We start from the raw sequence: 23,126 nt of genomic DNA, 5'->3' as shown, positions 1-23,126 counted from the left end.
AAGCGACCTGGAAGCTGTCTCCCCCGCTTGTTGACGGAGCAATACAAACCTTGCCATACATCCTCGTGCAGGGGAGATTGCTGAAATAAAGGCGGTACCCGAGCGGGAAAGGGGGGGCTGGAAACAACCTTCCGTGGTTAAAATAAACGGCCCTGCGATATCCGCAGAGCCTTTATTGATGCAATCGTTCAGTGAAAACCAGATTAGGCCTTTTCTTTCACCGCGGCCACCGAGTAGGTGATCAGTTCGCTGCCGAGAACCGGAGATTCCTGGCGGTCCGCTTCGGCGCCCGGCTCCGGACGCTTGTGGGCCGCCTTGAATGCATCGCTGTTGCGCCATTCCCCGAAGGACTCCATGGAATCCCAGTACATGTTGACGTTCAGCTCGTCATACTCCGTCAGGTTCTGGGTCAGCCAGACCTCCACCTTAACGAAGCCCTCGAAGGTATCGAGCGGTCCCGGCGCAGCAAATCTCGGCGCCATCGCCTCGCCCATCCCTTTCTTCACTCTGATCCGGTTGGTCACAATAATCATGCCGCTTCAGCTCCTTTGCATAGTTTAAGCAGAGAATGATCTCCTATTGCCGTTGTTCCTCCCAATCCCCGCCATCCTGGTGCCTGAATACATGGATCTGATGATCCGCCGCTTCTCCCTTTAGGTAGGAATAACCGCCTTCTTCCCACTCTTTCAGAACAGTCACAGACAGGGAATCAGCAGAATTGCCCGAACGTGGTAGACTCTGCCACTGCTCGTCAATTCGCCGGATTTGTTGGCCTTCGGGATAAAAAACGTGCCACTGCGTACGCCCCAGTTCCTCGCCCTGCATCCCGGCGTATCCGCCCATTAAATGATGGGCGCTCAGAATGCTGAACCGATACTCCAGCCAGTCTCTGGACCAGAGTTTGTATTCGTTATGCGTATTCGGCTCTACTGTAACATGAGCCGTCTCTTCTTGCGGCATGTCCTCCCCGGCAAGGTGCAGAATTCGCTCCATTGCCGTAATCCGCAGAGCCATATAGAAGAGAATTCCGCACACGCCGAGAAGCACAGGCAGCCGCCTTCTGGATCTCATGACGATGCCTGCCGGTATTGCTGCCAGCAGCGGAACCCAGATGAACGGGTCTCCCAGGGTGATTGCACCTACCCGGAATGCGGCCGAATTCAGCGGATACAGCAGAACCACCTCGTGATCCATTATATCCAAAAGGAGGTGCCCCATCCATTCCGCCAGGGTGCAGGCACACCAGACTCGCCGGAACCGGATGTCTCCGAGCAGACGGTAGGCGGGGATGGCTACGACCAGGACGATGAGTGGAGCGGCGATAAGAGAGTGAGACCACAAGTTCGTTGCCCTTCCGCCCAGCAGGTCCGGAAGGACGGCAGATACCGCGCCCGCGCTTAAGGTAAGAAGCCGTTCTCTCGGGGTACGGCGCGGGAGTAGAAGCCAGGCTGTCGACATTCCGAGCAGGAGGTGCGAAAGCAGGTGAAAGCCTAGATACAACATGGAATCCAGAGTGGTGTCCCCCTATTCCGCAGCAAGGCGGAGCTTTTGTCTCGTACCTCGTACCTAATCTGCCATCTGCCATGTACCGGAAGAGTTCTGCATGCGCGAGGAAATACCTGCACTCTATTGAAATAAAAGGATTGAAAAGGCGGGGTTTAGTTTCTCTCTCTTTCGGACATACTGCCTTACATAAGAGATTCAGAGAGTGAGAGGGGCGAGAAGAATGATGAAGCATACGCCATGGATATCCGGGGACGGGCTGCGAAAGGCCGTCAAGCATACCGCTATTTTAATTACGATAATTATGGTTCTGATGATGGCTTGGGAAAGTCAAAAAAGCGATGCCGCCGCCGTAGAAGCGGCCATTCCGGCCCAGTCGATCCGGCTGCGGATTCTGGCCAATTCCGATTCCGCAGGCGATCAGCTCGTCAAGCGGCAGCTCCGCGACCGGGTCGTGGAGCAGATGAACACCTGGGTGGCGGGTCTGGAAGATCCGCAGAGTCTGGAGCAGGCCCGGACGCTGATCCGCAGCCACCTGCCGGAGCTGGACGCGCTGGTGGACCGGGAGCTGAAGGAACGCGGCTTGACCTACGGCCATAAGGTGGAGCTGGGCATTGTGCCGTTCCCGACCAAAATGTACGGCGGAACCGTCTATCCCGCCGGGGACTACGAAGCGCTGCGGATTACGCTCGGCGCAGGCAGCGGACAGAACTGGTGGTGCGTGCTGTTCCCGCCGCTGTGCTTCATCGACGCCGGGTCCGGCGATGCCGCCGCCAAGCCGGCCCCGACGGACGGGAACGGAGCACAAGCCGATTCCGCTGCGAAGAACGGGAAGACGGCAGCGGCCGGACAGAAAGGCGCTGTGAAGGGAGCCGTCCCGGACGGGACCGGCCAAGCCGGAACGGGAGGGAGTACGGCCGCCAAGGCGGAAGCGCCGCAGGTGAAATTCTTCATCGTGGAGCTGCTGGAGAAGGTGTTTCAATGGATCGCCTCGCTCTGGAAGTAGAAGCAAGCTACTGTTTTGAGCCGATCTGTGATAGTATTTGGAGAGAATCTTGACGGCTGCGGCCGGATGAACCGGCGGCGCTTTGCCGGTAATTATAGTTGCGCATGGCAGCGAAGGCCCCGCATGGCGAGGGTCTTTTGCTTATGCCGGAGCGAAGAACAGAAAGAGGATGGAAGGCCATGAACGAGAGACTGCGAGAACCCCATACGGTCTGCTGGAAGCTGGAAGACCCGGAATCGGCGCTTGCGCCGGTGAGCGCGAGCGACCGCCAGGCGCTGGCCGAAGCGGCCGAGCTGCTGCGGCGCGGAGAGACGGTGGCCTTCCCGACAGAGACGGTCTACGGCTTGGGAGCCAATGCGCAAAGCACGGAGGCGGTGCAGCGGATCTTTGCGGCAAAAGGCCGGCCGTCGGACAATCCGCTGATTGTCCATATCGCCGACCGCTCGGCGCTGGAAGGCTTAGTAACCGAGGTGCCGCCTGCGGCCGCGGCGCTGATGGACGCTTACTGGCCCGGCCCGCTGACCGTGGTGCTGCCGCTGCGCGGCGGCGCCGTGTCGCCCCGGGTCAGCGCCGGGCTCGATACGGTCGGCATCCGCATGCCGGACCATCCGGTGGCGCTGGCGCTGCTGACAGCGGCCGGCTGCCCGGTGGCGGCACCGAGCGCCAACCGCTCCGGGCGGCCGAGTCCGACGACGGCCGCCCATGTGCTGGACGACCTCGCCGGAGCGGTCGGCGGAGTGCTGGACGGCGGAGCGGCCGGGGTCGGCCTGGAGTCCACCGTCATCCAGGTGCTGGATGACGGGAAGGTCGCCGTGCTCCGCCCCGGCGGCATTACGGCCGAGCAGCTCGCGGCCGTCGTCGGCGCGGACGCGGTGCTGCCGCCCGCGCCGCCGGTGGATTTCACGGCGCCTGCGGATGCCGTGAAGCCTCCCGCGTCCGGCGATGACGCCGCCGGACCGGACGCCGCCCGCACGGATGCGGGCGGCAGCGGCCCGGCGCCGCGCGCGCCGGGCATGAAGTACGCGCACTATGCGCCGCGGGGCGAGCTGCGCATCGTGCGCGCGTCTTCGCCGCAGGCCGCGGCGAAGACGGCGGCGGGCCTCTTGGCCGAGGCGGCGGCGCGCGGCGAGACGACGGGACTGCTTCTCTTCGAGGAGCATGTCCCGCTCTATCCCGCCGGCGCAGCCGCCTGCACCGTGTCCCTCGGCCCGCTGGCCGGGCTCGAAGCGGCGGCGCGCACGCTGTACGCCGCGCTCCGCCGCTTCGATGAAGCGGGCGCCACCTATATCCTTGCGGAGGCCTGCCCGGAGGAAGGGCTCGGGGCAGCCGTCATGAACCGGCTGCTGAAGGCGGCGGCCGGCCGCGTGATCGAGGCCGGCCGGTAGCTTTTTGCCCGGGAGTCTGACTGCCCGGCATCTCTGCGTTCCGCTGCCCGTCCGCCTTCTCCCCCTGCCCGTCATGTTTGTCCGCTCCTCTGCATATCGTGGAGAGACAGACACTCGTGGGGTATGGAGGGTTCGGGATGGGCGTAGGAGAAGTGTATGCCGGCTGGGGGCAGGTGCTGACGGTAGCGATGATGGCGGTGGCGCTTGGATTCGATGCCTTTTCGCTCGGTGTCGGCATCGGGATGCGGGGCATCCGGCTGCTGCATGTGCTGCAGATGAGTCTGCTGATCGCTGTGTTTCATGTCGTGATGCCGCTGCTGGGCCTGTTCACGGGAGAGTATGTGGGGCATCTTCTGGGCCGGGTAGCCGGTGCCGCCGCCGGCGGTCTGCTGGTTCTGCTCGGCGGACATATGGTTGTGAACTCTTTCCGCCCCGGCGATGAGGAAGGGGCCCGGGCAATCGACCACCGGAAGCTGTGGGGCATGCTGCTGATCTCGCTGAGCGTCAGCATTGACTCCTTCTCGGTCGGCGTGTCGCTGGGGATGTTCGTCAGCAATGTATCCCTCACCGTGCTGGCCTTCGGCGCAGCGGGAGGTCTGATGGCGATCGCCGGTCTGCTGCTCGGAAGACGGGCCAGCCGGAAGCTGGGCAGCTTCGGGGAAGCGCTCGGAGGAGCGATTCTGCTGGGGTTTGGCTTGTTGTTTATCTTCTGATACAATTATTGTAATTTCGGGACTGTCTGGAGTTATACATTCTACTTGGAGGTGACCCGCATGCTTCGCATCTTGTTTGTCTGCACCGGCAACACCTGCCGCAGTCCCATGGCCGAAGGCTTGCTCCGCAAGCTGGCCGCCGAACGCAATCTGGATCTGGAGGTGCGGTCGGCCGGAGTCGCCGCCATCGACGGCAATTCCATGTCCCGCCATGCCGCAGCCATACTGCGCGACGAAGGCGTTCAGGGAGATATTACCTCTTCGCAGCTGAAGATCGGGCACATTGAGTGGGCCGATCTGGTCCTGACTCTGACCCAGAGCCACAAGCGCCATGTGCTGCAGGTCCATCCGGCGGCGGTCGGCAAGACCTATACGCTCAAGGAATATGTGCAGGATGAAGAGTCGGTGCGCCGCGATCTGGAGGAACTGGACAGTCTTTATGCCGGCATCGAATTGAGCCGGACGCTGGGCCGGGAGCCCGAATCCGAGGATTTGCAGCGGGTGATCGAGATCCGCCAGCGCATTCCAAGCGGCGACATTGTAGATCCGTTCGGCGGAAGCCGGGAGGATTACGAGCTGGCTGCGGCCGAAATCCGCAGTTCGCTGTACCGTCTGCTGGACAAGCTCGAAAGCTTGCGTCTGCTGTAAGGAACGGTTGATTTTCGGCGTGTGATGCTTTAATATAAAAGAGCAAATCAAGGTTTCGGTGTAACTGGCGACAAGTGTGGGATTAACCACGATGGAGCACCGGAATAAACGGCCGGTCGCCTGGGCAGAAGAGCAAATCCGCAGCCATTTCGCGGACTGCTCTTTTTTGTTTAAATGGAAGCCGCTGTCAGAAGGGGGCTGAAGACTTGGAAGCATCCACGGATTGGGAAGAGGCGACCGCAGCGATTCTGCGGGAGCTGGCTGAAGCGGGACGGCTCGGTCCCGGGAAGGTCGTTGTGATCGGCGCCAGCACGAGCGAGGTAGCCGGGGCGCGCATCGGTACAGGCGGGGCGCTGGAGACGGCTCGCCGGCTGCTGGCCGGTGTCCGCCGGGCGGCGGAGGAATACGGCTTCGAGCCTGTCTTCCAATGCTGCGAGCATTTGAACCGCGCCATTGTAATGGAGCGCGGGCTGCTGGAGCGGCTGGGGCTGAAGGAAGTCTCCGCCGTTCCGGTGCCCGGCGCAGGCGGCTCAATGGCCGCCGCTGCCTACGAGTCGATGAGCGACCCGGTTCTGGCCGAGACGGTGGAAGCGCACGGCGGCATCGACATCGGCGAGACGCTGATCGGCATGCATCTGCGCCGCGTAGCAGTGCCGTTCCGGCCGTCGCTGCGGGAAGTGGGACGGGCCCGGGTAACCGCCGCCTTTACCCGGCCGCCGCTGATCGGCGGGGAGCGCGCCGTCTACACGGCGCCCCTCCGCGGCAACGCGGGCAACTGCGAGTAATACGAGCGTGTTTCATCATCATTTTGGAGGAGGAAACAAAGAAATGGAGCAACTGCGCAAGAGCGACCCTGCTGTACTGGAAGCCATGGGGCTTGAACTGAAACGCCAGAAGGCGAATATCGAACTGATTGCGTCCGAGAACATCGTCAGCGAAGCCGTCATGGAAGCGATGGGTTCCGTTCTGACGAACAAATATGCCGAGGGCTATCCCGGCAAGCGTTACTACGGCGGATGCGAAGATGTGGACATCGTCGAGAACCTGGCTCGCGACCGGGCCAAGGAACTGTTCGGCGCCGAGCATGCCAATGTGCAGCCCCACTCCGGCGCCCAGGCGAACCTCGCTGTCTATCTGGCCGCGCTGAACACCGGGGATACGGTGCTGGGCATGAACCTGGCCCACGGGGGCCATCTCACGCACGGCAGCCCGGTCAATGCTTCCGGTCTGCTCTATAACTTTGTAGCCTACGGTGTGCAGGAGGATTCATTCCTCATTGACTACGATGAAGTCCGCAAGGCGGCGTTCAAGCACCGTCCGCGTCTGATTGTAGCCGGGGCGAGTGCTTATCCGCGGACCATCGACTTTGAAGCGCTGGCTTCCATTGCCCAGGATGTGGGCGCCCTCTTCATGGTCGATATGGCGCATATCGCCGGTCTGGTAGCCGCAGGCGTGCATCCGAGCCCGGTTCCGCACGCCCACTTTGTCACGACAACGACGCACAAGACGCTCCGCGGTCCCCGCGGCGGCATGATTCTCTGCAGACAGCCTTGGGCGGCGGCGATCGACAAGGCCGTCTTCCCGGGAACGCAGGGCGGACCGCTGATGCATGTGATCGCCTCCAAGGCGGTGGCGTTCGGCGAAGCGCTTCAGCCGTCCTTCAAGACGTACGCAGAGAATGTGGTCAAGAATGCCAAGGTGCTCGCCGAAACGCTGATTGCCGAAGGCGTGAACATCGTATCCGGGGGCACGGACAACCACCTCATGCTGGTGGATACCCGGAATCTGAACATTACGGGCAAGGATGCGGAGAAGGTGCTGGATTCGATCGGCATTACCGTCAACAAGAACGCCATTCCGTTCGACCCGACCAGCCCGTTCGTAACAAGCGGCATCCGGATCGGCACGCCGGCCGTTACTTCCCGCGGTATGGACGAGCAGGCCATGACCGAGATCGGCGCCATTATTGCGGCGGTCCTGAAGCAGCCGAAGGATGATGGCGTACTCAAGGACGCTGCGCGCCGGGTGGCTGCGCTGACCGAGCGTTTCCCGATCTACCCCGGACTCCAGTACTAAGCCCTATTGTTTCTTCTATATTATTGGAAGTTCGTTTTGCTTGTTCCCCGCCTGCGTATCCTACAGGCGGGGCTTTTTATTTTGGCCATGTTTTGGCCACAATTGTAAGCGGAACCCTTGATGGAATTTTCAGAAATCAGGCGATCTGCGTTCAAACAAATTTCATTCATTTTCATGAAAAAATTGTGAAACACAGCGAATAATAATGAAAACGCATGTTAAGTTTTCGTCTTTTCCACATTAGGTGAAATGCTTCGGCAGGGATGATATAATAAACAGGATTTAGGGCCGGTTAACGGCCGGTGAGTACAATAATGGCCGGAGGGACAAGCATATGGGCAAATTGGTGATCTGCGATCATCCGCTTATTCAACACAAACTGACATTTATCCGCGACGAGCGGACCAACACGAAGGAGTTCCGGGAACTCGTCGACGAGGTTGCAACACTGATGGCATACGAAATTACGCGGAGCATTCCGCTTGAGAACATGACCGTCCAGACTCCAGTCGCTCAGACGGAGAGCAAAGTGATTTCCGGCCGGATGCTGGGGCTGATTCCGATTCTGCGCGCAGGTCTGGGCATGCTGGAAGGCGTCCTGAAGCTGCTGCCGGCGGCGAAGGTCGGCCATGTCGGGTTGTTCCGTGATCCGGAGACGCTGCAGCCGGTGGAGTACTACATCAAGCTGCCAACCGACGTTCAGGAGAGAGAGTTGATTGTGATTGATCCGATGCTCGCTACCGGCGGTTCCGCCATTGCGGCGATTACCTCGCTGAAGAACCGGGGCTGCACACAGATCAAAATGATGAATCTGATTGCCGCGCCTGAAGGTGTGGCTGCCGTTCAGGAAGCCCACCCTGACGTCGATATTTACGTAGCCGCTCTTGACGACCATCTGAATGAGCATGGGTACATCATTCCGGGTCTTGGCGATGCAGGAGATCGCCTCTACGGAACTAAGTAACGCAGCGATCCTCAGAAGCCGATGAAGCCGCCCTTCGAGGCGGAGGAAAGGAAGAATTATGTCCAAGCTTAGAGTAATGACCGTATTTGGCGTGCGTCCCGAAGCAATCAAGATGGCGCCGCTCGTGCTGGAGCTGAAGCGTCATCCCGAGCACATTGAGACTATCGTCTGCGTGACGGCCCAGCATCGTGAACTGCTCGATCAGGTGCTGGAGGTATTCGAGATCACGCCGGACTATGATCTGGACGTGATGAAGGACCGCCAGACGCTGAACGAGATCTCCATCCGGGTGCTGGAAGGACTGGAGCCGGTACTGCGGGAAGCCAAGCCGGACATTGTGCTGGTCCACGGCGACACGCTGACGACTTTCTTAGCCAGCTACGCCTCTTTCCTGCAGCAGATTCAGGTGGGGCATGTCGAAGCGGGCCTCCGGACCTGGAACAAACTTTCCCCGTATCCGGAGGAAATGAACCGTCAGCTGACAGGCGTTCTGGCCGATCTTCACTTCGCTCCGACCGACTGGTCGGCGGGAAATTTGAGACACGAGAATAAAAAAGAGTCAAGTATTTATATCACAGGCAACACCGTAACCGATGTGTTTCAATATACCGTACAGCCGGGCTACCGGCATCCGGTATTGGATTGGGCAGCCGGAAAAAGACTAATTCTGATGACGGCGCACCGCAGGGAATCACAAGGCGAACCGCACCGTCATATTTTCCGTGCCATCAAAAGAATCGCAGACGAGTTCGAGGACATCGCCATTTGCTATCCCGTACATCCAAGTCCGGCCGTCAAAGAGCCGGCGTACGAGATTCTGGGCAATCACCCCCGAATCAAGCTGATCGATCCGCTGGATGTCGTGGATCTGCATAATTTTTACCCGCATACCCACCTGATTCTGACCGACTCGGGCGGTCTTCAGGAAGAAGCTCCTTCCTTCGGCGTACCGGTTCTGGTACTGCGCGATACAACGGAGCGTCCGGAAGGAATTGAGGCCGGCACGCTGGAACTGGTGGGGACGGATGAAGAGAAGGTGTATCAACGGACACATGCTTTGCTGACGGATGAAGACCTCTATCAGTCGATGAGCCGGGCCGCCAACCCGTATGGAGATGGCAAAGCGTCGCAGAGGATTGTCAATGCGATTCTTCACCATTTCGGAGTTATTGAAGAGCGTCCCGAACAATTTAACAGAATGTTCACAAATAGCTTGAGCAAGGCAAATTCCTAATCGTAAGAGCCGCTTGTTTTACATACAGTGAAACTGTACGGTTTATATGGTTTTGGAACAAAATGCTGTGATTATTTTCATAATTTCAGCCCTCTGTGACGCCGCTTTCACTGCATTGACAAACTCTTGTAACATTCAGTAAAATGAATTGGAATTCCAAGGGTGGGGATTTTATGAATCAGCCAGGCCAGCCTGGAAGCGGCGATCCCAATACGGGGAAAGCGCTTAGAGCCATGGGCCTTGTAAGCGCAATTGGCGTTGATCTGGCAGGCTGTACGCTCGGAGGCTATTTTCTCGGAAGATGGGTCGGAGGCATGTGGGGAAACCCCGGTCTCTGGATCGGTCTGGGCGTATTATTCGGGATGCTGTCGGGTGCTGCAAGCATCTTCGCTGTAATCAAGAGAATGATGAGGGATATTGATGGATGATTCCGCAAAGTTAACCAGGTTGCTGACCATGAGCATTGCGGGAATCGCCGTGATCTGTCTCCTTGTGGCCGAGCTCATGCCGCATCGCCGGACCGTTTTTCATGGAGTAGTGCTTGGGGCGACGGTCAGCTGCCTCAATGTGCTGTACATGGGCTTCAAGATCAAGCAAATAGCCAATGCAGCCGCAGGGGGAGGGAAGAGAGCCTCGCTTGGATTCGGAGTCCGGATTGCGACTTCCATTCTGGCGATTCTGCTTCCGCTTGAGTACCCTCATTACTTTAATGAAGTTGCTGTCTGTGCGAGTCTTGTAGCCGGACAGTTTACCATTTTCATCGTAGGGTTTATCACTGTCTTTAATGAAGATCGAACTTCGCGGAGAGAAAGGGGTGAGAAACATGATACATGAGTCACCGGTTATTAATCTGTGGGGCCTGGATTTCGATCTGTCAATCGTGCTGATGCTGGTCGTCACCTGCGTTATCGTCTTTGTCCTCGCCCGTCTGGCTACCCGCAATCTGTCGGTGGAGAACCCCGGCAAGCTTCAGAATTTTATGGAATGGGTCGTTGAGTTCGTTCAGGGCCTAATCTCCAGTACAATGGATCTGAAGAAGGGCAAGCCTTATCTGTCGCTGGGCATGACGCTCATCATGTTCATATTTGTAGCTAATTTGCTGGGCCTTCCGTTCGGGGTAGTTACCGAATATACGGATGCCAGCAAGGCCCACATCTTCGGGCATGAGATTGTCTCGGTTACAGAGAAACTGCATCAGGCCCAAATCGACAACCCCGGCGAAGAAGCTGAAGTCGGCGTCGCCTGGTGGAAATCTCCGACCGCCGATGCTTCCGTTTCGATTGGCCTGGCTCTGATGATCTTTGTGCTGGTGCATTTCCTGGGCATCACGAGGAACACCAAGAACTACTTCAAGCATTACTTGCAGCCGTTCTCCTTCTTCCTGCCCATCAATATCATCGAGCAGTTCTCCAAGCTGCTGACGCACGGCATGCGTCTATTCGGCAACATCTTTGCCGGCGAGGTGCTGATCTCCGTCATTATCAAGCTTGGAACCCTCAATCTGATTGGCGCGATTGCAGCGATTCCGCTGTTGATGGTCTGGCAGGGATTCAGTATATTTGTCGGATCGATTCAGGCCTTCGTCTTCACGATTCTGACGTTTGTCTACATCTCGCAGTCGATTGACACGCACGAGGAACATTAGCTTCAAGACAGACGTCCGCAAGTTCGTCTGAATTCCAATACATCATTACACATCTAAGGAGGATTTATTAAAATGGGAGTTATGGCATATATCGCGGCAGCTATCGCGGTAGGTTTGGGCGCGCTGGGCGCCGGTATCGGTAACGGTCTGATCGTCAGCAAGACGGTAGAAGGTATTGCCCGTCAGCCAGAAGCGAAGTCCACTCTGCAGACAACGATGTTCATCGGTGTAGGTCTGGTTGAAGCCCTGCCAATTATCGGTGTAGTATTGGCGTTCATTTTCTACACAGGCGCATAAATAACCCATGCAATAGACTGGCGGGGAAGGCCACGGCCCTCCGCGCTTTCTTTTTTACCCTAAGAGAAGATAAAGAGCCGAATAACCGGTCGTACACGGCCGCATGTCATCGGAAAGGAGTGACCCACACGTGCATTTTTCAATCACATCTTTGGTGCTTGCGCTGATCGCGTTCCTGATTCTCTATTTCCTGCTTAACAAATACGCGTTCGGCCCGCTGTTCTCCGTTATGGAGAAGCGCCGGGAACTGGTACTGCAGCAAATCAACGAAGCTTCCCAGACGCGGGAGCAGGCGGTCGCTTATGTCGAAGAGCAGAAGCAGGCGCTGCAAGAAGCGCGCAAGGAAGCTTACGAGATCATTGAGCAGTCCAGACAGACGAGCAGCAAGCAGTCCGAGCAGCTGATCGAGCAGGCCAAGCTGGAAGCGGCCCGCCTTAAAGACGACGCTGTCCGCGATATCCAGAACGAGAAGAACAAAGCGGTCGAAGCTCTGCGCAGCGAACTGGGCGCCGCTTCGGTCAAGATTGCATCCAAGCTGCTGGAGAAGGAAGTGCAGCCTGACGCCGCTCAGGAACAGCTGGTCGATCAATACCTCAAAGAGGTTGGAGGCCGGTCATGAGCCAGGATGCGGTAGTCGCCAAGAGATACGCGAAGGCTCTGTTCGAGGTTGCTTTTGAAGAGAAGCGTACGCTTGAAGTAGAAGAAGAGCTGAAGAGTCTGGTGAATGCGCTGAATGCCGATTCCGACCTGCAGCGATTCATCGGAACGCCCAGGATCTCCGGGGAAGACAAGCTGGCTGTGTTGAAGAAGGCGCTGGAAGGCAAGGTGTCGGGCCCGGTCCTGAACACGCTCGAGCTGCTGGTACAGCGCGGCAGACTGGAGATCCTGAATGATCTTCTGGAGAGCTATCTCCGAATCGAAGGTGAAAGTCTGGGTATCGCCGACGCCGTGGTCTACTCGACCTACGAGCTGAACGAAGAAGAGAAGGCGGCCGTAACGGAGCGGTTCAGCGCGCTGTCCGGACGCAAGATCCGTATTACGAATGTGATCGACAAGAGCCTGCTCGGAGGACTGAAAGTTGTGATCGGCGATAAGCTGTATGACGGAAGCCTGTCCGGGAAGCTGGAACGTCTAGAGAAATCTTTTAACGACAAGCACAGAAGATAGGGGTGAACAAATTGAGCATCAGACCTGAAGAAATCAGCACTTTGATCAAAAGTCAGATCGAGCAGTACAAAGCCGATATCGAAGTAGCGGAAATCGGCACGGTTATTCAAGTCGGCGACGGGATCGCCCGCGTATACGGCCTGGAGAATGCCATGGCCGGAGAGCTGCTGGAATTCTCCAACGGAGTAGTGGGCATGGCGCTCAATCTGGAGGAGAGCAACGTCGGTGTCGTTATCCTCGGCGAATATTCGGAAATCCGTGAAGGCGATCAGGTTAAAAGAACCGGCCGCATCATGCAAGTGCCAGTCGGCGAAGCGCTGCTGGGCCGCGTAGTCAATCCGCTCGGCCAGCCGCTCGACGGCAAGGGTCCGATCGAGACGACCGAATTCCGTCCCGTTGAGAACAGCGCGCCGGGCGTAATCGACCGTAAATCGGTTCATGAACCGATGCAGACCGGTCTGAAAGCCATCGACGCGATGGTGCCGATCGGCCGCGGTCAGCGCGAACTGATCATCGGCGACCGTCAGACCGGTAAGACGGCTATCGCAATTGATGCCATCATCAACCAGAAGGGCAACGGCATGAAGTGTATCTATGTAGCCATCGGACAGAAACAGTCCACGGTTGCACAGGTTGTTGAAACGCTTCGCCGCCATGGCGCTCTGGATTACACAATCGTGGTTACGGCCTCGGCTTCCGAACCGTCTCCGCTGCTCTACATCGCTCCATATGCCGGCTGCGCAATGGGCGAATACTTCATGTACAAGGGCGAGCACGTTCTCGTTATCTATGACGATCTGTCCAAGCAGGCCGCCGCTTACCGCGAGCTGTCCCTGCTGCTCCGCCGTCCTCCGGGCCGCGAAGCCTTCCCGGGCGACGTCTTCTACCTCCACTCCCGCCTTCTGGAACGCGCAGCGAAGCTGAGCGACGAACTCGGCGGCGGCTCCCTGACGGCTCTGCCGTTCATCGAGACCCAGGCTTCCGATGTATCGGCTTATATTCCGACGAACGTCATCTCGATTACCGACGGGCAGATCTTCCTGGAATCGGACCTCTTCTATTCCGGCCAGCGTCCGGCTATCAACGTCGGTATCTCGGTATCCCGCGTAGGCGGTTCCGCCCAGATCAAGGCGATGAAGAAGGTTGCCGGCTCGCTCCGTCTGGATCTGGCCCAATACCGCGAACTTCAGGCGTTCTCGCAATTCGGCTCCGACCTCGACAAATCGACGCAGGCCCGTCTGAACCGCGGCGCCCGCATGATGGAAATTCTGAAGCAGGGAACCGGCCAGCCGCTTCCGGTTGAGCATCAGGTGATCAGCTTGTACACAGCGGTTAAAGGATTCCTCGACGATATTCCGGTGAAGGACGTCAGACGTTTCGAAAAGGAGTTCCTTGCCTATGTGGCCAGCAACGCCTCCGAAGTCATCCAGTCGATCACCGATACGAAGGATCTGACAGCCGACAATGAAGCTGCGCTGAAGGACACCATCGAGAAGTTCAAGAAAGGCTTTGCTGTAAGCTAAGCCTTATCCATACTCTATCATTAACCGATCTTCCCGCGGTTCATTCGGATCCGGGCTGCGGGCAGAACCCGGGTTATAATGCTTGTCAGATTACGCTTACGAAGCCAGCTTTGGCTTCGCCAAAGCACAGATTATGCTTACGAAGCCAGCTTTGGCTTCGCCAAAGCACAGATTACGCTTACGAAGCCAGCTTTGGCTTCGCCAAAGCTTTGAGGTGGTGAAAACATGGCAAGAGGCATGCGTGACATCAAACGCCAAATCAAGAGCGTTCAGAATACGAGACAGATCACCAAGGCGATGGAAATGGTTGCCGCCTCCAAGCTGAGAAAGGCGCAGGAGAAAGCGGAAGCTTCCCGCCCTTACGCGGAGAAGCTGAAGGAAGTGGTGGGCAGCATCGCTTCGGGCACCACGGGAGTCCAGCATCCGATGCTGGTCAGCCGTCCGGTGAAGAAGACGGGCTATATTATCATCACCTCCGACCGGGGTCTTGCGGGCGGCTATAACGCCAACCTGCTACGCAAGGTCACCCAGACTCTCGCCGAACGGCACGCTTCCAAGGGCGAATACGGTCTGTTCGTGATCGGGCGGAAAGGCCGCGATTTTCTGCGCCGCCGGGACTACCCGATTCTGGAGGAAATTACGGAGCTGTCGGATACGCCAAGCTTCGCCGACATTAAGTCGATCGCCTATTCGGCAGTCGGCCAGTTCGAGGAAGGCAAGCTGGATGAAGTCTATATCTGCTACAGCCAGTTCATGAACGCCATCAGCCAGGTTCCGACCGTGGAGCGTCTGCTGCCGATGGAGCCGCAGAGCGCGGCGAAGCCGCAACCGGGTACTTTGCAGGCCGGCTATGAGTATGAGCCTTCTCCGGAAGGCGTGCTTGAAGTGCTGCTGCCGAAGTATGCCGAGACGCTGATCTACAGCGCGGTCCTCAACGGCAAGGCAAGCGAGCTGGGCGCGAAGATGACGGCCATGGGCAGCGCGACGAAGAATGCATCGAAGATGATCGGCGATCTTACGCTGACCTATAACCGGGCCCGTCAGGCGGCCATTACACAGGAAATTACGGAAATCGTGGCCGGCGCCAACGCGCAGGGCTAGTTCGCCTTCACGCCCCGGGCTAAGGGGCGTACAGGGCAAGCGGGGCCGGCGGTTGCGCCGCCCTTTCTTTTTGAAGATACGAGGAGGGGAACAATTCAATGAATAAAGGACGCGTAGTCAGCATTATGGGTCCGGTCGTCGATATCGAATTCGAACGCGGCCAGCTGCCCGAAATTTTCAACGCGATCACGATCCAGGCCACTCCCGAGAGCGGCCGTCACAGCGATCTGACGCTGGAAGTGTCCAATCACCTGGGCGATAACCTGGTTCGCTGCATTGCCATGTCCTCCACGGACGGATTGGTCCGCGGACTGGATGCCATCGACCAGGGAAGCCCGATCTCGGTTCCGGTCGGCGAAGCCACGCTGGGGCGCGTGTTCAATGTACTGGGCAACCCGATCGACAACGGCGAAGCGATGGGTCCGGTTCAGAAGAACCCGATCCACCGTCAGGCTCCAACCTTTGATGAGCTGTCTACCCAGGCTGAGATTCTGGAGACCGGCATCAAGGTAATCGACCTGCTGGCTCCTTACGCCAAGGGCGGTAAGATCGGCCTGTTCGGCGGCGCCGGCGTAGGCAAGACCGTTACGATCCAGGAACTGATCAACAACATCGCCCAGGAGCACGGCGGGATCTCCGTGTTCGCCGGCGTCGGCGAACGTACTCGCGAAGGAAACGACTTGTACCATGAAATGACGGACTCCGGCGTTATCAAGAAAACGGCGATGGTGTTCGGACAGATGAATGAACCGCCGGGCGCGCGCCTGCGCGTGGCACTGACGGGTCTGACGATGGCGGAATACTTCCGCGATGTAGAAGGACGCGACACGCTGCTGTTCATCGACAACATCTTCCGCTTCACGCAGGCGGGTTCCGAAGTATCCGCCCTGCTCGGCCGCATGCCGTCCGCGGTAGGTTACCAGCCGACGCTGGCTACCGAAATGGGCCAATTGCAGGAACGGATCACTTCCACCAAGAAGGGCTCCGTTACTTCCATCCAGGCCATCTACGTGCCTGCCGATGACTATACCGACCCGGCTCCGGCTACGGCGTTCGCTCACTTGGATGCAACGACCAACCTGGAGCGTAAAATTTCCGAGAAGGGCATCTTCCCGGCCGTGGACCCGCTGGCTTCCAGCTCGCGTATCCTCGCTCCGGAGATTGTCGGCGAAGAACACTACAATGTCGCTCAGGGCGTGAAGCAGCTGCTTCAGCGCTACACCGAGCTTCAGGACATTATCGCCATCCTCGGTATGGACGAATTGAGCGAAGAAGACAAGCTGATCGTGGCCCGTGCCCGTAAAGTCGAACGCTTCCTGTCCCAGCCATTCCATGTTGCGGAACAGTTCACCGGATTCAAAGGCAAATATGTGCCGATCAAGGAGACGGTTCGCAGCTTCAAGGAAATTCTGGACGGCAAGCATGACGATCTGCCCGAAGCCGCCTTCCTGTTCGTTGGAACGATCGAAGAAGCCGTGGAGAAAGCGAAAACGTTGTAATCCGGAGGCTCATGCCCCGGGCGCATAGGTAAAGCGGTTAGGAGGAATGGGAAGTGAACACCTTTTTGCTTGAAATCGTCACGCCGGATCACCTGGTCTACTCCAAGCGGGTCAACAGCCTTAGCGTGGTTGGCGCCGAAGGGGAGCTTGGGATTCTGCCGGGACACGTTCCGCTGGTGACTCCGCTCCGGGTCGCGCCAATGACCATCAAGTCGGAAGAAGGCACGACAACGCTCGCCGTTCATGGCGGTTTTCTCGAAGTGCATAAAGACAAGGTAACCGTTCTCGCAGAGAGCGCCGAGCTGCCCGCCGAGATTGATCTGGAACGGGCCGAGGCTGCCAAGGAACGCGCGCAGCGCCGTCTTCAGTCCCGCGGCAAGATGGACGAGGTCGATCACCGCCGGGCCGAGCTGGCTCTCCAGCGGGCGGTTACACGGATTAAAGTGTCCTCCCGTAGTGGACACCACTAAAAACAGGAGCAGTCTCGCCTTGGGCGGGGCTGCTTTTCATTTTGTCATAAGAAATTAAGGGGGGACGCAAGGAATTCGCTGTTAAGAACGAGCCGGAGTGAGAAGGAAAAGGCAGCAGCTGATGTCAGATTGTAATTGCTGACTGGACATTGATGCTAGATAGCGTTTACAAGTAACAAGTTGCTTAAATATTTGTAAAAGTACTGGATTCTTTCTTGAAGCGCAAGTATGATATAAGAGTCGATTTGCGACAGGCATAGACAAGGGGGTTCCCATGGAAGAGAATTTAGCCACCGAGCTGTCGAACACGACGGGTGCCGCCGGCATTCTGTTCATGGCCGTATCGCTGCTCTGTGTGGCCATCGCATGGTGGTCCTTGCAGAACCTCAAGCTGGATACGATCATAAGATATCCCAAGAGCCCTCAAGGGCGGCTTCTCCATCTGCTGCTTGCGATCGTGCTGGGACACTTTGTGGCAAACTTCCTGCTGGATTACCTGGGCTGGAGCCTGCAAATGCGCCGCCTGTTTTAAGGTGCGAAGGTTCGGTTATTAATGTCTTAAGCTATAGAGCCAAGTCATTCGCCGAATAATAACGATTTCAATGGCAAACACTGAACGAAAAGCAGCACTCCTTCGGGGAGTGGCCGCGGCGGCGGACGCGGAAGACGCTGAACTTGATACGGAGTAATGACACAAGCGACAATGAAAATAATGGACGCGGAGGGAACGAAGAAGATGAGCAAATTTATCGTCCGCGGCGGCAGAAAATTGACCGGAAGCGTAAAGGTAAGCGGCGCTAAAAACTCTGTATTACCGATCATAGCCGCCTCTCTATTGGCAGAAGAAGGAGTCAGCGTCATCATCGACGCACCTCCGCTCGATGATGTGATGACCATCAGCAGAGTACTCGAATCTCTGGGTGCGGGCGTTACATATTCCAATGATGTAATTGAAGTGGATGCACGCGAACTGGCGACCTGTGAAGCACCTTATGAGTGGGTGCGGAAAATGCGGGCTTCTTTTCTCGTAATGGGACCTCTTTTGTCCCGATTGGGCCGGACGCGTATTTCGCTGCCCGGCGGCTGCGCCATCGGCACCCGGCCGATTGACCAGCACTTGAAAGGTTTTGAAGCGCTGGGCGCGGAGATCAGTCTGGGCCAAGGCTTCATCGAAGCCCGGAGCCACGGAAGACTGCGCGGTGCCAAAGTGTATCTGGATGTCGCCAGCGTCGGCGCGACGGAGAATATTATGATGGCGGCGGCACTTGCCGAAGGCGTAACCACGATCGAGAACGCCGCCAAGGAACCGGAGATTGTCGATCTCGCCAACTATTTGAACAGCATGGGCGCGATCGTCCGCGGCGCAGGCACCGGCGTCATCCGGATCGAAGGCGTAGAGCGCCTTCACGGCGTGCGGCACACGGTCATTCCGGACCGGATCGAGGCCGGCACCTACATGGTGGCTGCCGCGATTACGGGCGGCGACGTCTATGTGGAGGGCGCAATTGCCGATCATCTGGGCCCGGTTATCGCCAAGATGGAGGAAATGGGCGTCACGATCCTTCCCGATGAGAACGGGGTGCGGGTAATCGCCGACAAGCCGCTGAAAGCGGTAGATCTTAAGACCCTTCCTTACCCGGGTTTCCCGACGGATATGCAGTCCCAGATGATGGCGCTGCTGCTTCGCTCGGAGGGAACCAGCGTAGTGACGGAGACGGTCTTCGAGAACCGCTTCATGCATGTCGATGAATTCCACAACATGAACGCCGAGATCAAGATTGAGGGCCGTTCGGCCATTATTACCGGCGGGGCACAGCTCGTCGGGGCCAAGGTATGTGCGACCGACCTGCGTGCGGGAGCGGCCATGATTCTGGCCGGACTCGTAGCCGAAGGCACCACCGAAGTCAGCGGTACACATCATATTGATCGCGGCTATGTACATCTGGCCGAGAAGCTTCAGGGCCTCGGCGCCGATATCTGGCGCATCTCGCTGGAGGAGAAGGCGACCGAAATCGGAAGCAAGCCGGAGACGGCGAAGGCCGAGGCAGCCGCTGCCCAGGCCGAGGAGATCGTTCCGCTGTTTCAGGTTCAGCCTACCTTGGGCTGAGAGCTTCTATGGCAGACATCCCTATAACTTTGTTATATAAGACGGGACCTTAGGGTCCCGTTTTTTTTGTGCGCGGGCCGAAGCTTGTTCCGTTACAGGGTTCTGTCCTGCCTCCTAATCTCATAACTATGAGTATACGGATGAATTGAGGCAAGGAGGATGAACCCGAATGAAAGAGTTCCGCCGCCGTTACCCTTACGGCCGGGGCGCGCGCCGCTTCGCGCCCGCGGTCCTGGCGGCGGCGCCGCTGCTTGCGGCGCTGCTGCTGCCGCTGGCCGTGGTGCCGCTGCGGCACCACGCGCCGGCTCCGCTGCCGCCCGCGCCTGCGGCGGCGCCCTCTCCGGCTGCGGACGAAGCCGCGCAGCCGGAGGTATCCGTCTATTTGTCGCGGAGCGGACAAATGGAGACGCTGCCGCTGGAAGACTACGTCAGCGGCGTGGTTGCGGCCGAGATGCCGGCCGACTTCGCGCTGGAAGCGCTGAAGGCCCAGGCTATCGCCGCCCGCACGTTCATTGTCCGCCGGCTGCGGGCCGGCGACCACAGCGGCGTGCCGGTTCCGGAGGCCGATGTCACCGACACGGTCAGCCACCAGGCTTATATCTCGCGGGCCGTCTTGAGGCGGGACTGGGCCAAAGGAGGCCGGTCAGCCGACCTCGCCAAGATCCGCCGCGCTGTCCGGGAGACGCGGGGCATTGTAATGACGTACCGCGGAGAGCCGATCACGGCGTCTTTCTTCGCTTCCAGTGGGGGGTATACGGAGAATTCGGAGGATTACTGGAAGGCGACGATTCCCTATCTGCGCAGTGTCGCGAGTCCCTGGGACAAGGAGCTGGCTCCCAACTACGCGGTGACCGTCACCTTCAGCCGCGAGGAGCTGCGGGAGAAGCTTGGTCTATCGGCTGTTCGGGCAGGGGCCGAGGCCCTGGGGGCCGCCGGGACTCCGGAGAATTCCGGGTCCGCCGGCGCGGCCGCCGCCGTGGGCGTCAAGACCCGGCATCGTCTCACGGGACTGCGCGGGCTGTCCGCCGCCGGTGCGGCCCCGCAGCTCCGGCTGGAGGCTGTGACTGCCGGCAAGCGGGTCAAGGCCGTCGAGATTGACGGCGTGACGTTCACCGGCCGCGAGGTGCGCGAGAAGCTGGGGCTCCGCTCCAGCCAGTTCACCTGGAAGCTTACGCCAGACGGCATAGCCATTACTTCTTACGGCAGCGGCCATGGGGTCGGAATGAGCCAGTGGGGCGCGAACGGGATGGCGCTGGAGGGATCGACAGCGACCATGATTCTCGAACACTACTACACGGGAATCGGCTTTGCCCAAGTCTCGACTCTTTTGAAAAAATAACGTGAAAGAAACGTATAAATGCCCAAACCCCGGTAACACTGGTTACTGAGGTGATGAGCAAAATGAATGAAAATCAAACAAACAAACCGTCCCAGGAGGAATCTCTCAAACCTAAATCGGGAGAAACCAAGCATCAGCCTTCCACCTGGAACAAAATGTTGTCCAGACGCTGGGTGTTCCCGGCGGTGTATACGGCGGCAGCGGCTATCATTCTAACGTTGGTGTGGGTCTACCAGGACGCCGGCACGCAGACGCCGAAGACCGACACCGCCGCTGTAGTCTCGCAGGATGTCGGAGGAATGCAGTCCGGAAGCGCCGATGTCAAGACGCCGGATCAGGACGCCGCTCCGGTAGTAGCCTCGGCCGAGAATCTGGCATGGCCGGTCGCAAGTCCGGGCGAGATTGAAGTCGTGAAGCCGTATTACGACCAGAATGGTACGGATGAGAATCACGTTCAGGCCATGGTGCAGAGCGGCGACACGTTCATGACGAACAACGGCATTGACCTGGCCCGCAAGGACAATCAGGAGTTCGACGTCAAGGCGGCCCTGAGCGGCAAGGTAACCCGGGTCGAAGATGTGCCGGTGCTCGGAAATGTCATTGAAGTTACGCATGACGGCAATCTGAAGACGGTATACCAGAGCGTCGGCGAAGCCAAGGTTAAGGTCGGCGACGAAGTCAAGCAGGGCGAGACGCTGGCAGCCGCCGGACGCAACGAACTGGAGAAGGATCTCGGAAACCACCTGCACTTTGAAGTGTACGAGAACGGCAAGGTGGTCAATCCTGCGGATCTGCTTCCGCAAAAATAAGTCTGCCCGGCCAGGAGCACGCCGCTCCTGGCTTTTTTGCGCAAACCGGAGGTAGGCGTCAAGTATCGGTTAAACGGGACTATCCGACGGTTGTCCGGCAAATTAAATGGGTCTGTCCCGGCATGTCTGGCCCGCAAAGCGCGAATATCTAGGCCCGCCCCTCATATAATGTACCAAACTATCCACAGTTGGGAGGCGGGAGCGTGCACGATTACATCAAGGAACGGACGATCAAAATCGGACGCTGCATCGTGGAAACCAGGCATACGGTCCGGACCATAGCCAAAGAATTCGGGGTTTCCAAAAGTACGGTGCATAAGGACCTGACCGAGCGTCTGCCGGAGATCAACCCGGATCTGGCCGATCAGGTGAAGCACATTCTCGAATATCACAAGCAGGTCCGCCATCTTCGGGGGGGAGAAGCCACCAAAATCAAATACAAAAAGTCGACCGTAAAGAAACGGGAAGTGGCGGTGGCGGCAAAGTCGTAAACTTTTGCATTTTTCGGCGGTTTTCCAGGGTTCTTGCATTGTATCCGTCCCCTAAAGTATGGTATTTTTAAATTTGGTATCAACCTCGGTTAATCCAATTAAAATAATACTTTGGGGGCTTTTTCATTATGCTTAGCAAGGATATCGGAATCGATCTCGGCACGGCTAATGTGCTTATACATGTTAAGGGAAAAGGAGTCGTGCTGGATGAGCCTTCCGTGGTTACGCTGGAAAGCGACACCAAGAAGGTCCTTGCGGTAGGCGAACAGGCCCGCCGGATGGTCGGGCGCACACCGGGCAATATTATGACTATCCGTCCGCTTCGCGACGGAGTCATCGCCGATTTTGAAATTACGGAAACGATGCTCAAATACTTCATCGACCGGGTTGGCGGCCGGAGCTGGTACGCGCGTCCCCGCATTCTGATCTGTGCCCCCACGAATATTACATCCGTTGAACAGAAGTCGATCCGGGAAGCGGCCGAACGCAGCGGCGCCAAGGAAGTCTTTATGGAAGAAGAGCCCAAGGCGGCAGCTATCGGAGCAGGAATGGATATTTATCAACCGAGCGGCAATATGGTCGTCGATATCGGCGGCGGAACGACGGATGTAGCCGTACTCTCTATGGGCGACGTCGTGACCGCCTCCTCCATCAAGATTGCGGGGGACAAGTTCGACGAGGCCATTTTAAAATATATCAAGCAGAAGTATAAGCTTCTGATCGGGGAACGGACGGCCGAGGATGTCAAGCTGGCCATCGGCAACGTGCGCCCTGGCGGCATGAAGGCGGAAATGGATATCCGCGGCCGCGATATGGTATCGGGACTGCCGCTGACGCTGACCATCTCTGCCGAAGAGGTGCAGGAAGCGCTGTGGGACCCGGTCTCCTCCATTGTTGCGGCGGCGAAGTCGGTGCTGGAGCGGACGCCGCCGGAGCTGTCGGCGGACATCATCGACCGCGGCGTTGTGCTGACCGGAGGCGGGGCGCTGCTGAACGGATTGGACGAGCTGCTTGCCGAAGAGCTGCATGTTCCGGTGTGGGTTGCGGAAGATCCGATGCACTGCGTGGTCAAAGGCACGGGAATCATGCTCGATCATTTGGACAAAGTCGTTAAGAAAAAGTTCTGACCAGCCGATATATACCTGTAGC

Annotated in this window: 26 protein-coding genes and 1 riboswitch; of the genes, 24 read left to right on the top strand and 2 right to left on the bottom strand. The window is 58.1% G+C overall.

The window, feature by feature from the left end; all coding sequences use genetic code 11:
- Positions 1-203: 203 nt before the first annotated feature.
- Together RBI05_RS08670 and RBI05_RS08665 are read right to left on the bottom strand one after the other, a co-directional pair.
- Positions 204-533 (bottom strand): heme oxygenase, encoded by a 330-nt coding sequence (locus tag RBI05_RS08670; protein WP_150459402.1) that lies wholly within the window; start codon positions 531-533, stop codon positions 204-206.
- 43 nt (positions 534-576) lie between these two features.
- Entirely contained in the window at positions 577-1,503 is a 927-nt protein-coding gene (locus tag RBI05_RS08665) for a metal-dependent hydrolase (protein ID WP_332842837.1), read from the bottom strand.
- Between the two features lie 223 nt (positions 1,504-1,726).
- Between RBI05_RS08665 and spoIIR the strand changes: the two genes are divergently transcribed.
- From spoIIR to mreB, 24 genes are all read left to right on the top strand, one after another.
- Complete coding sequence (gene spoIIR, locus RBI05_RS08660) at positions 1,727-2,509, top strand: stage II sporulation protein R (RefSeq protein WP_456299748.1); 783 nt, start codon at positions 1,727-1,729, stop codon at positions 2,507-2,509.
- A 143-nt stretch (positions 2,510-2,652) separates the two neighbouring features.
- Positions 2,653-3,894, top strand: a complete 1,242-nt coding sequence (locus RBI05_RS08655; RefSeq protein WP_310550787.1) for an L-threonylcarbamoyladenylate synthase — start codon at positions 2,653-2,655, stop codon at positions 3,892-3,894.
- 137 nt (positions 3,895-4,031) lie between these two features.
- Positions 4,032-4,607, top strand: coding sequence for a manganese efflux pump MntP (locus RBI05_RS08650; protein ID WP_310550786.1), 576 nt, complete (start codon positions 4,032-4,034; stop codon positions 4,605-4,607).
- Positions 4,608-4,667: 60 nt separating this feature from the next.
- Positions 4,668-5,255: a low molecular weight protein arginine phosphatase gene (locus tag RBI05_RS08645; protein ID WP_150459406.1), complete on the top strand. Its 588-nt coding sequence runs from the start codon at positions 4,668-4,670 to the stop codon at positions 5,253-5,255.
- Between the two features lie 50 nt (positions 5,256-5,305).
- Positions 5,306-5,388, top strand: a riboswitch (ZMP/ZTP riboswitch).
- A 73-nt stretch (positions 5,389-5,461) separates the two neighbouring features.
- On the top strand, positions 5,462-6,040 hold the full coding sequence (locus RBI05_RS08640; RefSeq protein ID WP_310550785.1) for a TIGR01440 family protein: 579 nt from the start codon (positions 5,462-5,464) through the stop codon (positions 6,038-6,040).
- Positions 6,041-6,083: 43 nt separating this feature from the next.
- The gene (gene glyA, locus RBI05_RS08635) at positions 6,084-7,331 is read left to right on the top strand and encodes a serine hydroxymethyltransferase (RefSeq protein WP_310550784.1); all 1,248 of its coding nucleotides are present in this window, start codon (positions 6,084-6,086) and stop codon (positions 7,329-7,331) included.
- Between the two features lie 334 nt (positions 7,332-7,665).
- Positions 7,666-8,295, top strand: coding sequence for a uracil phosphoribosyltransferase (gene upp / locus RBI05_RS08630; RefSeq protein ID WP_310550783.1), 630 nt, complete (start codon positions 7,666-7,668; stop codon positions 8,293-8,295).
- Between the two features lie 58 nt (positions 8,296-8,353).
- Positions 8,354-9,529, top strand: coding sequence for a non-hydrolyzing UDP-N-acetylglucosamine 2-epimerase (gene wecB, locus RBI05_RS08625; RefSeq protein WP_150459526.1), 1,176 nt, complete (start codon positions 8,354-8,356; stop codon positions 9,527-9,529).
- Between the two features lie 173 nt (positions 9,530-9,702).
- Complete coding sequence (locus RBI05_RS08620; protein WP_150459525.1) at positions 9,703-9,957, top strand: AtpZ/AtpI family protein; 255 nt, start codon at positions 9,703-9,705, stop codon at positions 9,955-9,957.
- Positions 9,950-10,363 (top strand): ATP synthase subunit I, encoded by a 414-nt coding sequence (locus RBI05_RS08615; protein WP_150459524.1) that lies wholly within the window; start codon positions 9,950-9,952, stop codon positions 10,361-10,363. Before RBI05_RS08620 ends, RBI05_RS08615 begins: the two co-directional genes overlap by 8 nt.
- Complete coding sequence (atpB, locus tag RBI05_RS08610) at positions 10,353-11,174, top strand: F0F1 ATP synthase subunit A (RefSeq protein ID WP_150459523.1); 822 nt, start codon at positions 10,353-10,355, stop codon at positions 11,172-11,174. The genes RBI05_RS08615 and atpB overlap by 11 nt, the downstream gene beginning before the upstream one ends.
- A gap of 72 nt (positions 11,175-11,246) precedes the next feature.
- Positions 11,247-11,471, top strand: a complete 225-nt coding sequence (gene atpE / locus RBI05_RS08605; RefSeq protein ID WP_310550782.1) for a F0F1 ATP synthase subunit C — start codon at positions 11,247-11,249, stop codon at positions 11,469-11,471.
- A gap of 130 nt (positions 11,472-11,601) precedes the next feature.
- Entirely contained in the window at positions 11,602-12,090 is a 489-nt protein-coding gene (atpF, locus tag RBI05_RS08600; RefSeq protein ID WP_150459521.1) for a F0F1 ATP synthase subunit B, read from the top strand.
- Positions 12,087-12,638 (top strand): F0F1 ATP synthase subunit delta, encoded by a 552-nt coding sequence (locus RBI05_RS08595; RefSeq protein WP_310550781.1) that lies wholly within the window; start codon positions 12,087-12,089, stop codon positions 12,636-12,638. Before atpF ends, RBI05_RS08595 begins: the two co-directional genes overlap by 4 nt.
- 11 nt (positions 12,639-12,649) lie before the next feature.
- Positions 12,650-14,161 carry a F0F1 ATP synthase subunit alpha gene (atpA, locus tag RBI05_RS08590; RefSeq protein ID WP_310550780.1) on the top strand — a complete coding sequence of 504 codons (1,512 nt, stop codon included), beginning with the start codon at positions 12,650-12,652 and terminating at the stop codon, positions 14,159-14,161.
- 225 nt (positions 14,162-14,386) lie between these two features.
- Positions 14,387-15,262, top strand: a complete 876-nt coding sequence (gene atpG, locus RBI05_RS08585; RefSeq protein ID WP_310550779.1) for an ATP synthase F1 subunit gamma — start codon at positions 14,387-14,389, stop codon at positions 15,260-15,262.
- A gap of 98 nt (positions 15,263-15,360) precedes the next feature.
- A complete protein-coding gene (gene atpD, locus RBI05_RS08580) occupies positions 15,361-16,761 on the top strand; it encodes a F0F1 ATP synthase subunit beta (RefSeq protein ID WP_150459517.1) in 1,401 nt (466 codons plus the stop codon).
- A 53-nt stretch (positions 16,762-16,814) separates the two neighbouring features.
- Positions 16,815-17,231, top strand: a complete 417-nt coding sequence (locus RBI05_RS08575) for a F0F1 ATP synthase subunit epsilon (protein WP_150459516.1) — start codon at positions 16,815-16,817, stop codon at positions 17,229-17,231.
- Positions 17,232-17,505: 274 nt separating this feature from the next.
- Positions 17,506-17,763: a DUF1146 family protein gene (locus tag RBI05_RS08570; protein WP_310550778.1), complete on the top strand. Its 258-nt coding sequence runs from the start codon at positions 17,506-17,508 to the stop codon at positions 17,761-17,763.
- Between the two features lie 204 nt (positions 17,764-17,967).
- Positions 17,968-19,338, top strand: a complete 1,371-nt coding sequence (murA, locus tag RBI05_RS08565; RefSeq protein ID WP_310550777.1) for a UDP-N-acetylglucosamine 1-carboxyvinyltransferase — start codon at positions 17,968-17,970, stop codon at positions 19,336-19,338.
- A gap of 169 nt (positions 19,339-19,507) precedes the next feature.
- Positions 19,508-20,677: a SpoIID/LytB domain-containing protein gene (locus tag RBI05_RS08560; protein ID WP_310550776.1), complete on the top strand. Its 1,170-nt coding sequence runs from the start codon at positions 19,508-19,510 to the stop codon at positions 20,675-20,677.
- Between the two features lie 53 nt (positions 20,678-20,730).
- Entirely contained in the window at positions 20,731-21,486 is a 756-nt protein-coding gene (locus RBI05_RS08555) for a M23 family metallopeptidase (protein WP_150459512.1), read from the top strand.
- A 203-nt stretch (positions 21,487-21,689) separates the two neighbouring features.
- Positions 21,690-21,977, top strand: coding sequence for a sporulation transcriptional regulator SpoIIID (gene spoIIID / locus RBI05_RS08550; RefSeq protein WP_310550775.1), 288 nt, complete (start codon positions 21,690-21,692; stop codon positions 21,975-21,977).
- A 128-nt stretch (positions 21,978-22,105) separates the two neighbouring features.
- Complete coding sequence (mreB, locus tag RBI05_RS08545; protein ID WP_150459510.1) at positions 22,106-23,104, top strand: rod shape-determining protein; 999 nt, start codon at positions 22,106-22,108, stop codon at positions 23,102-23,104.
- The last annotated feature ends 22 nt before the right edge of the window (positions 23,105-23,126 follow it).

This window comes from Paenibacillus glufosinatiresistens, assembly GCF_031470375.1.
GTDB lineage: Bacteria > Bacillota > Bacilli > Paenibacillales > Paenibacillaceae > Paenibacillus_AQ > Paenibacillus_AQ glufosinatiresistens.
This window is presented reverse-complemented; position numbering and strand designations above follow the sequence as displayed.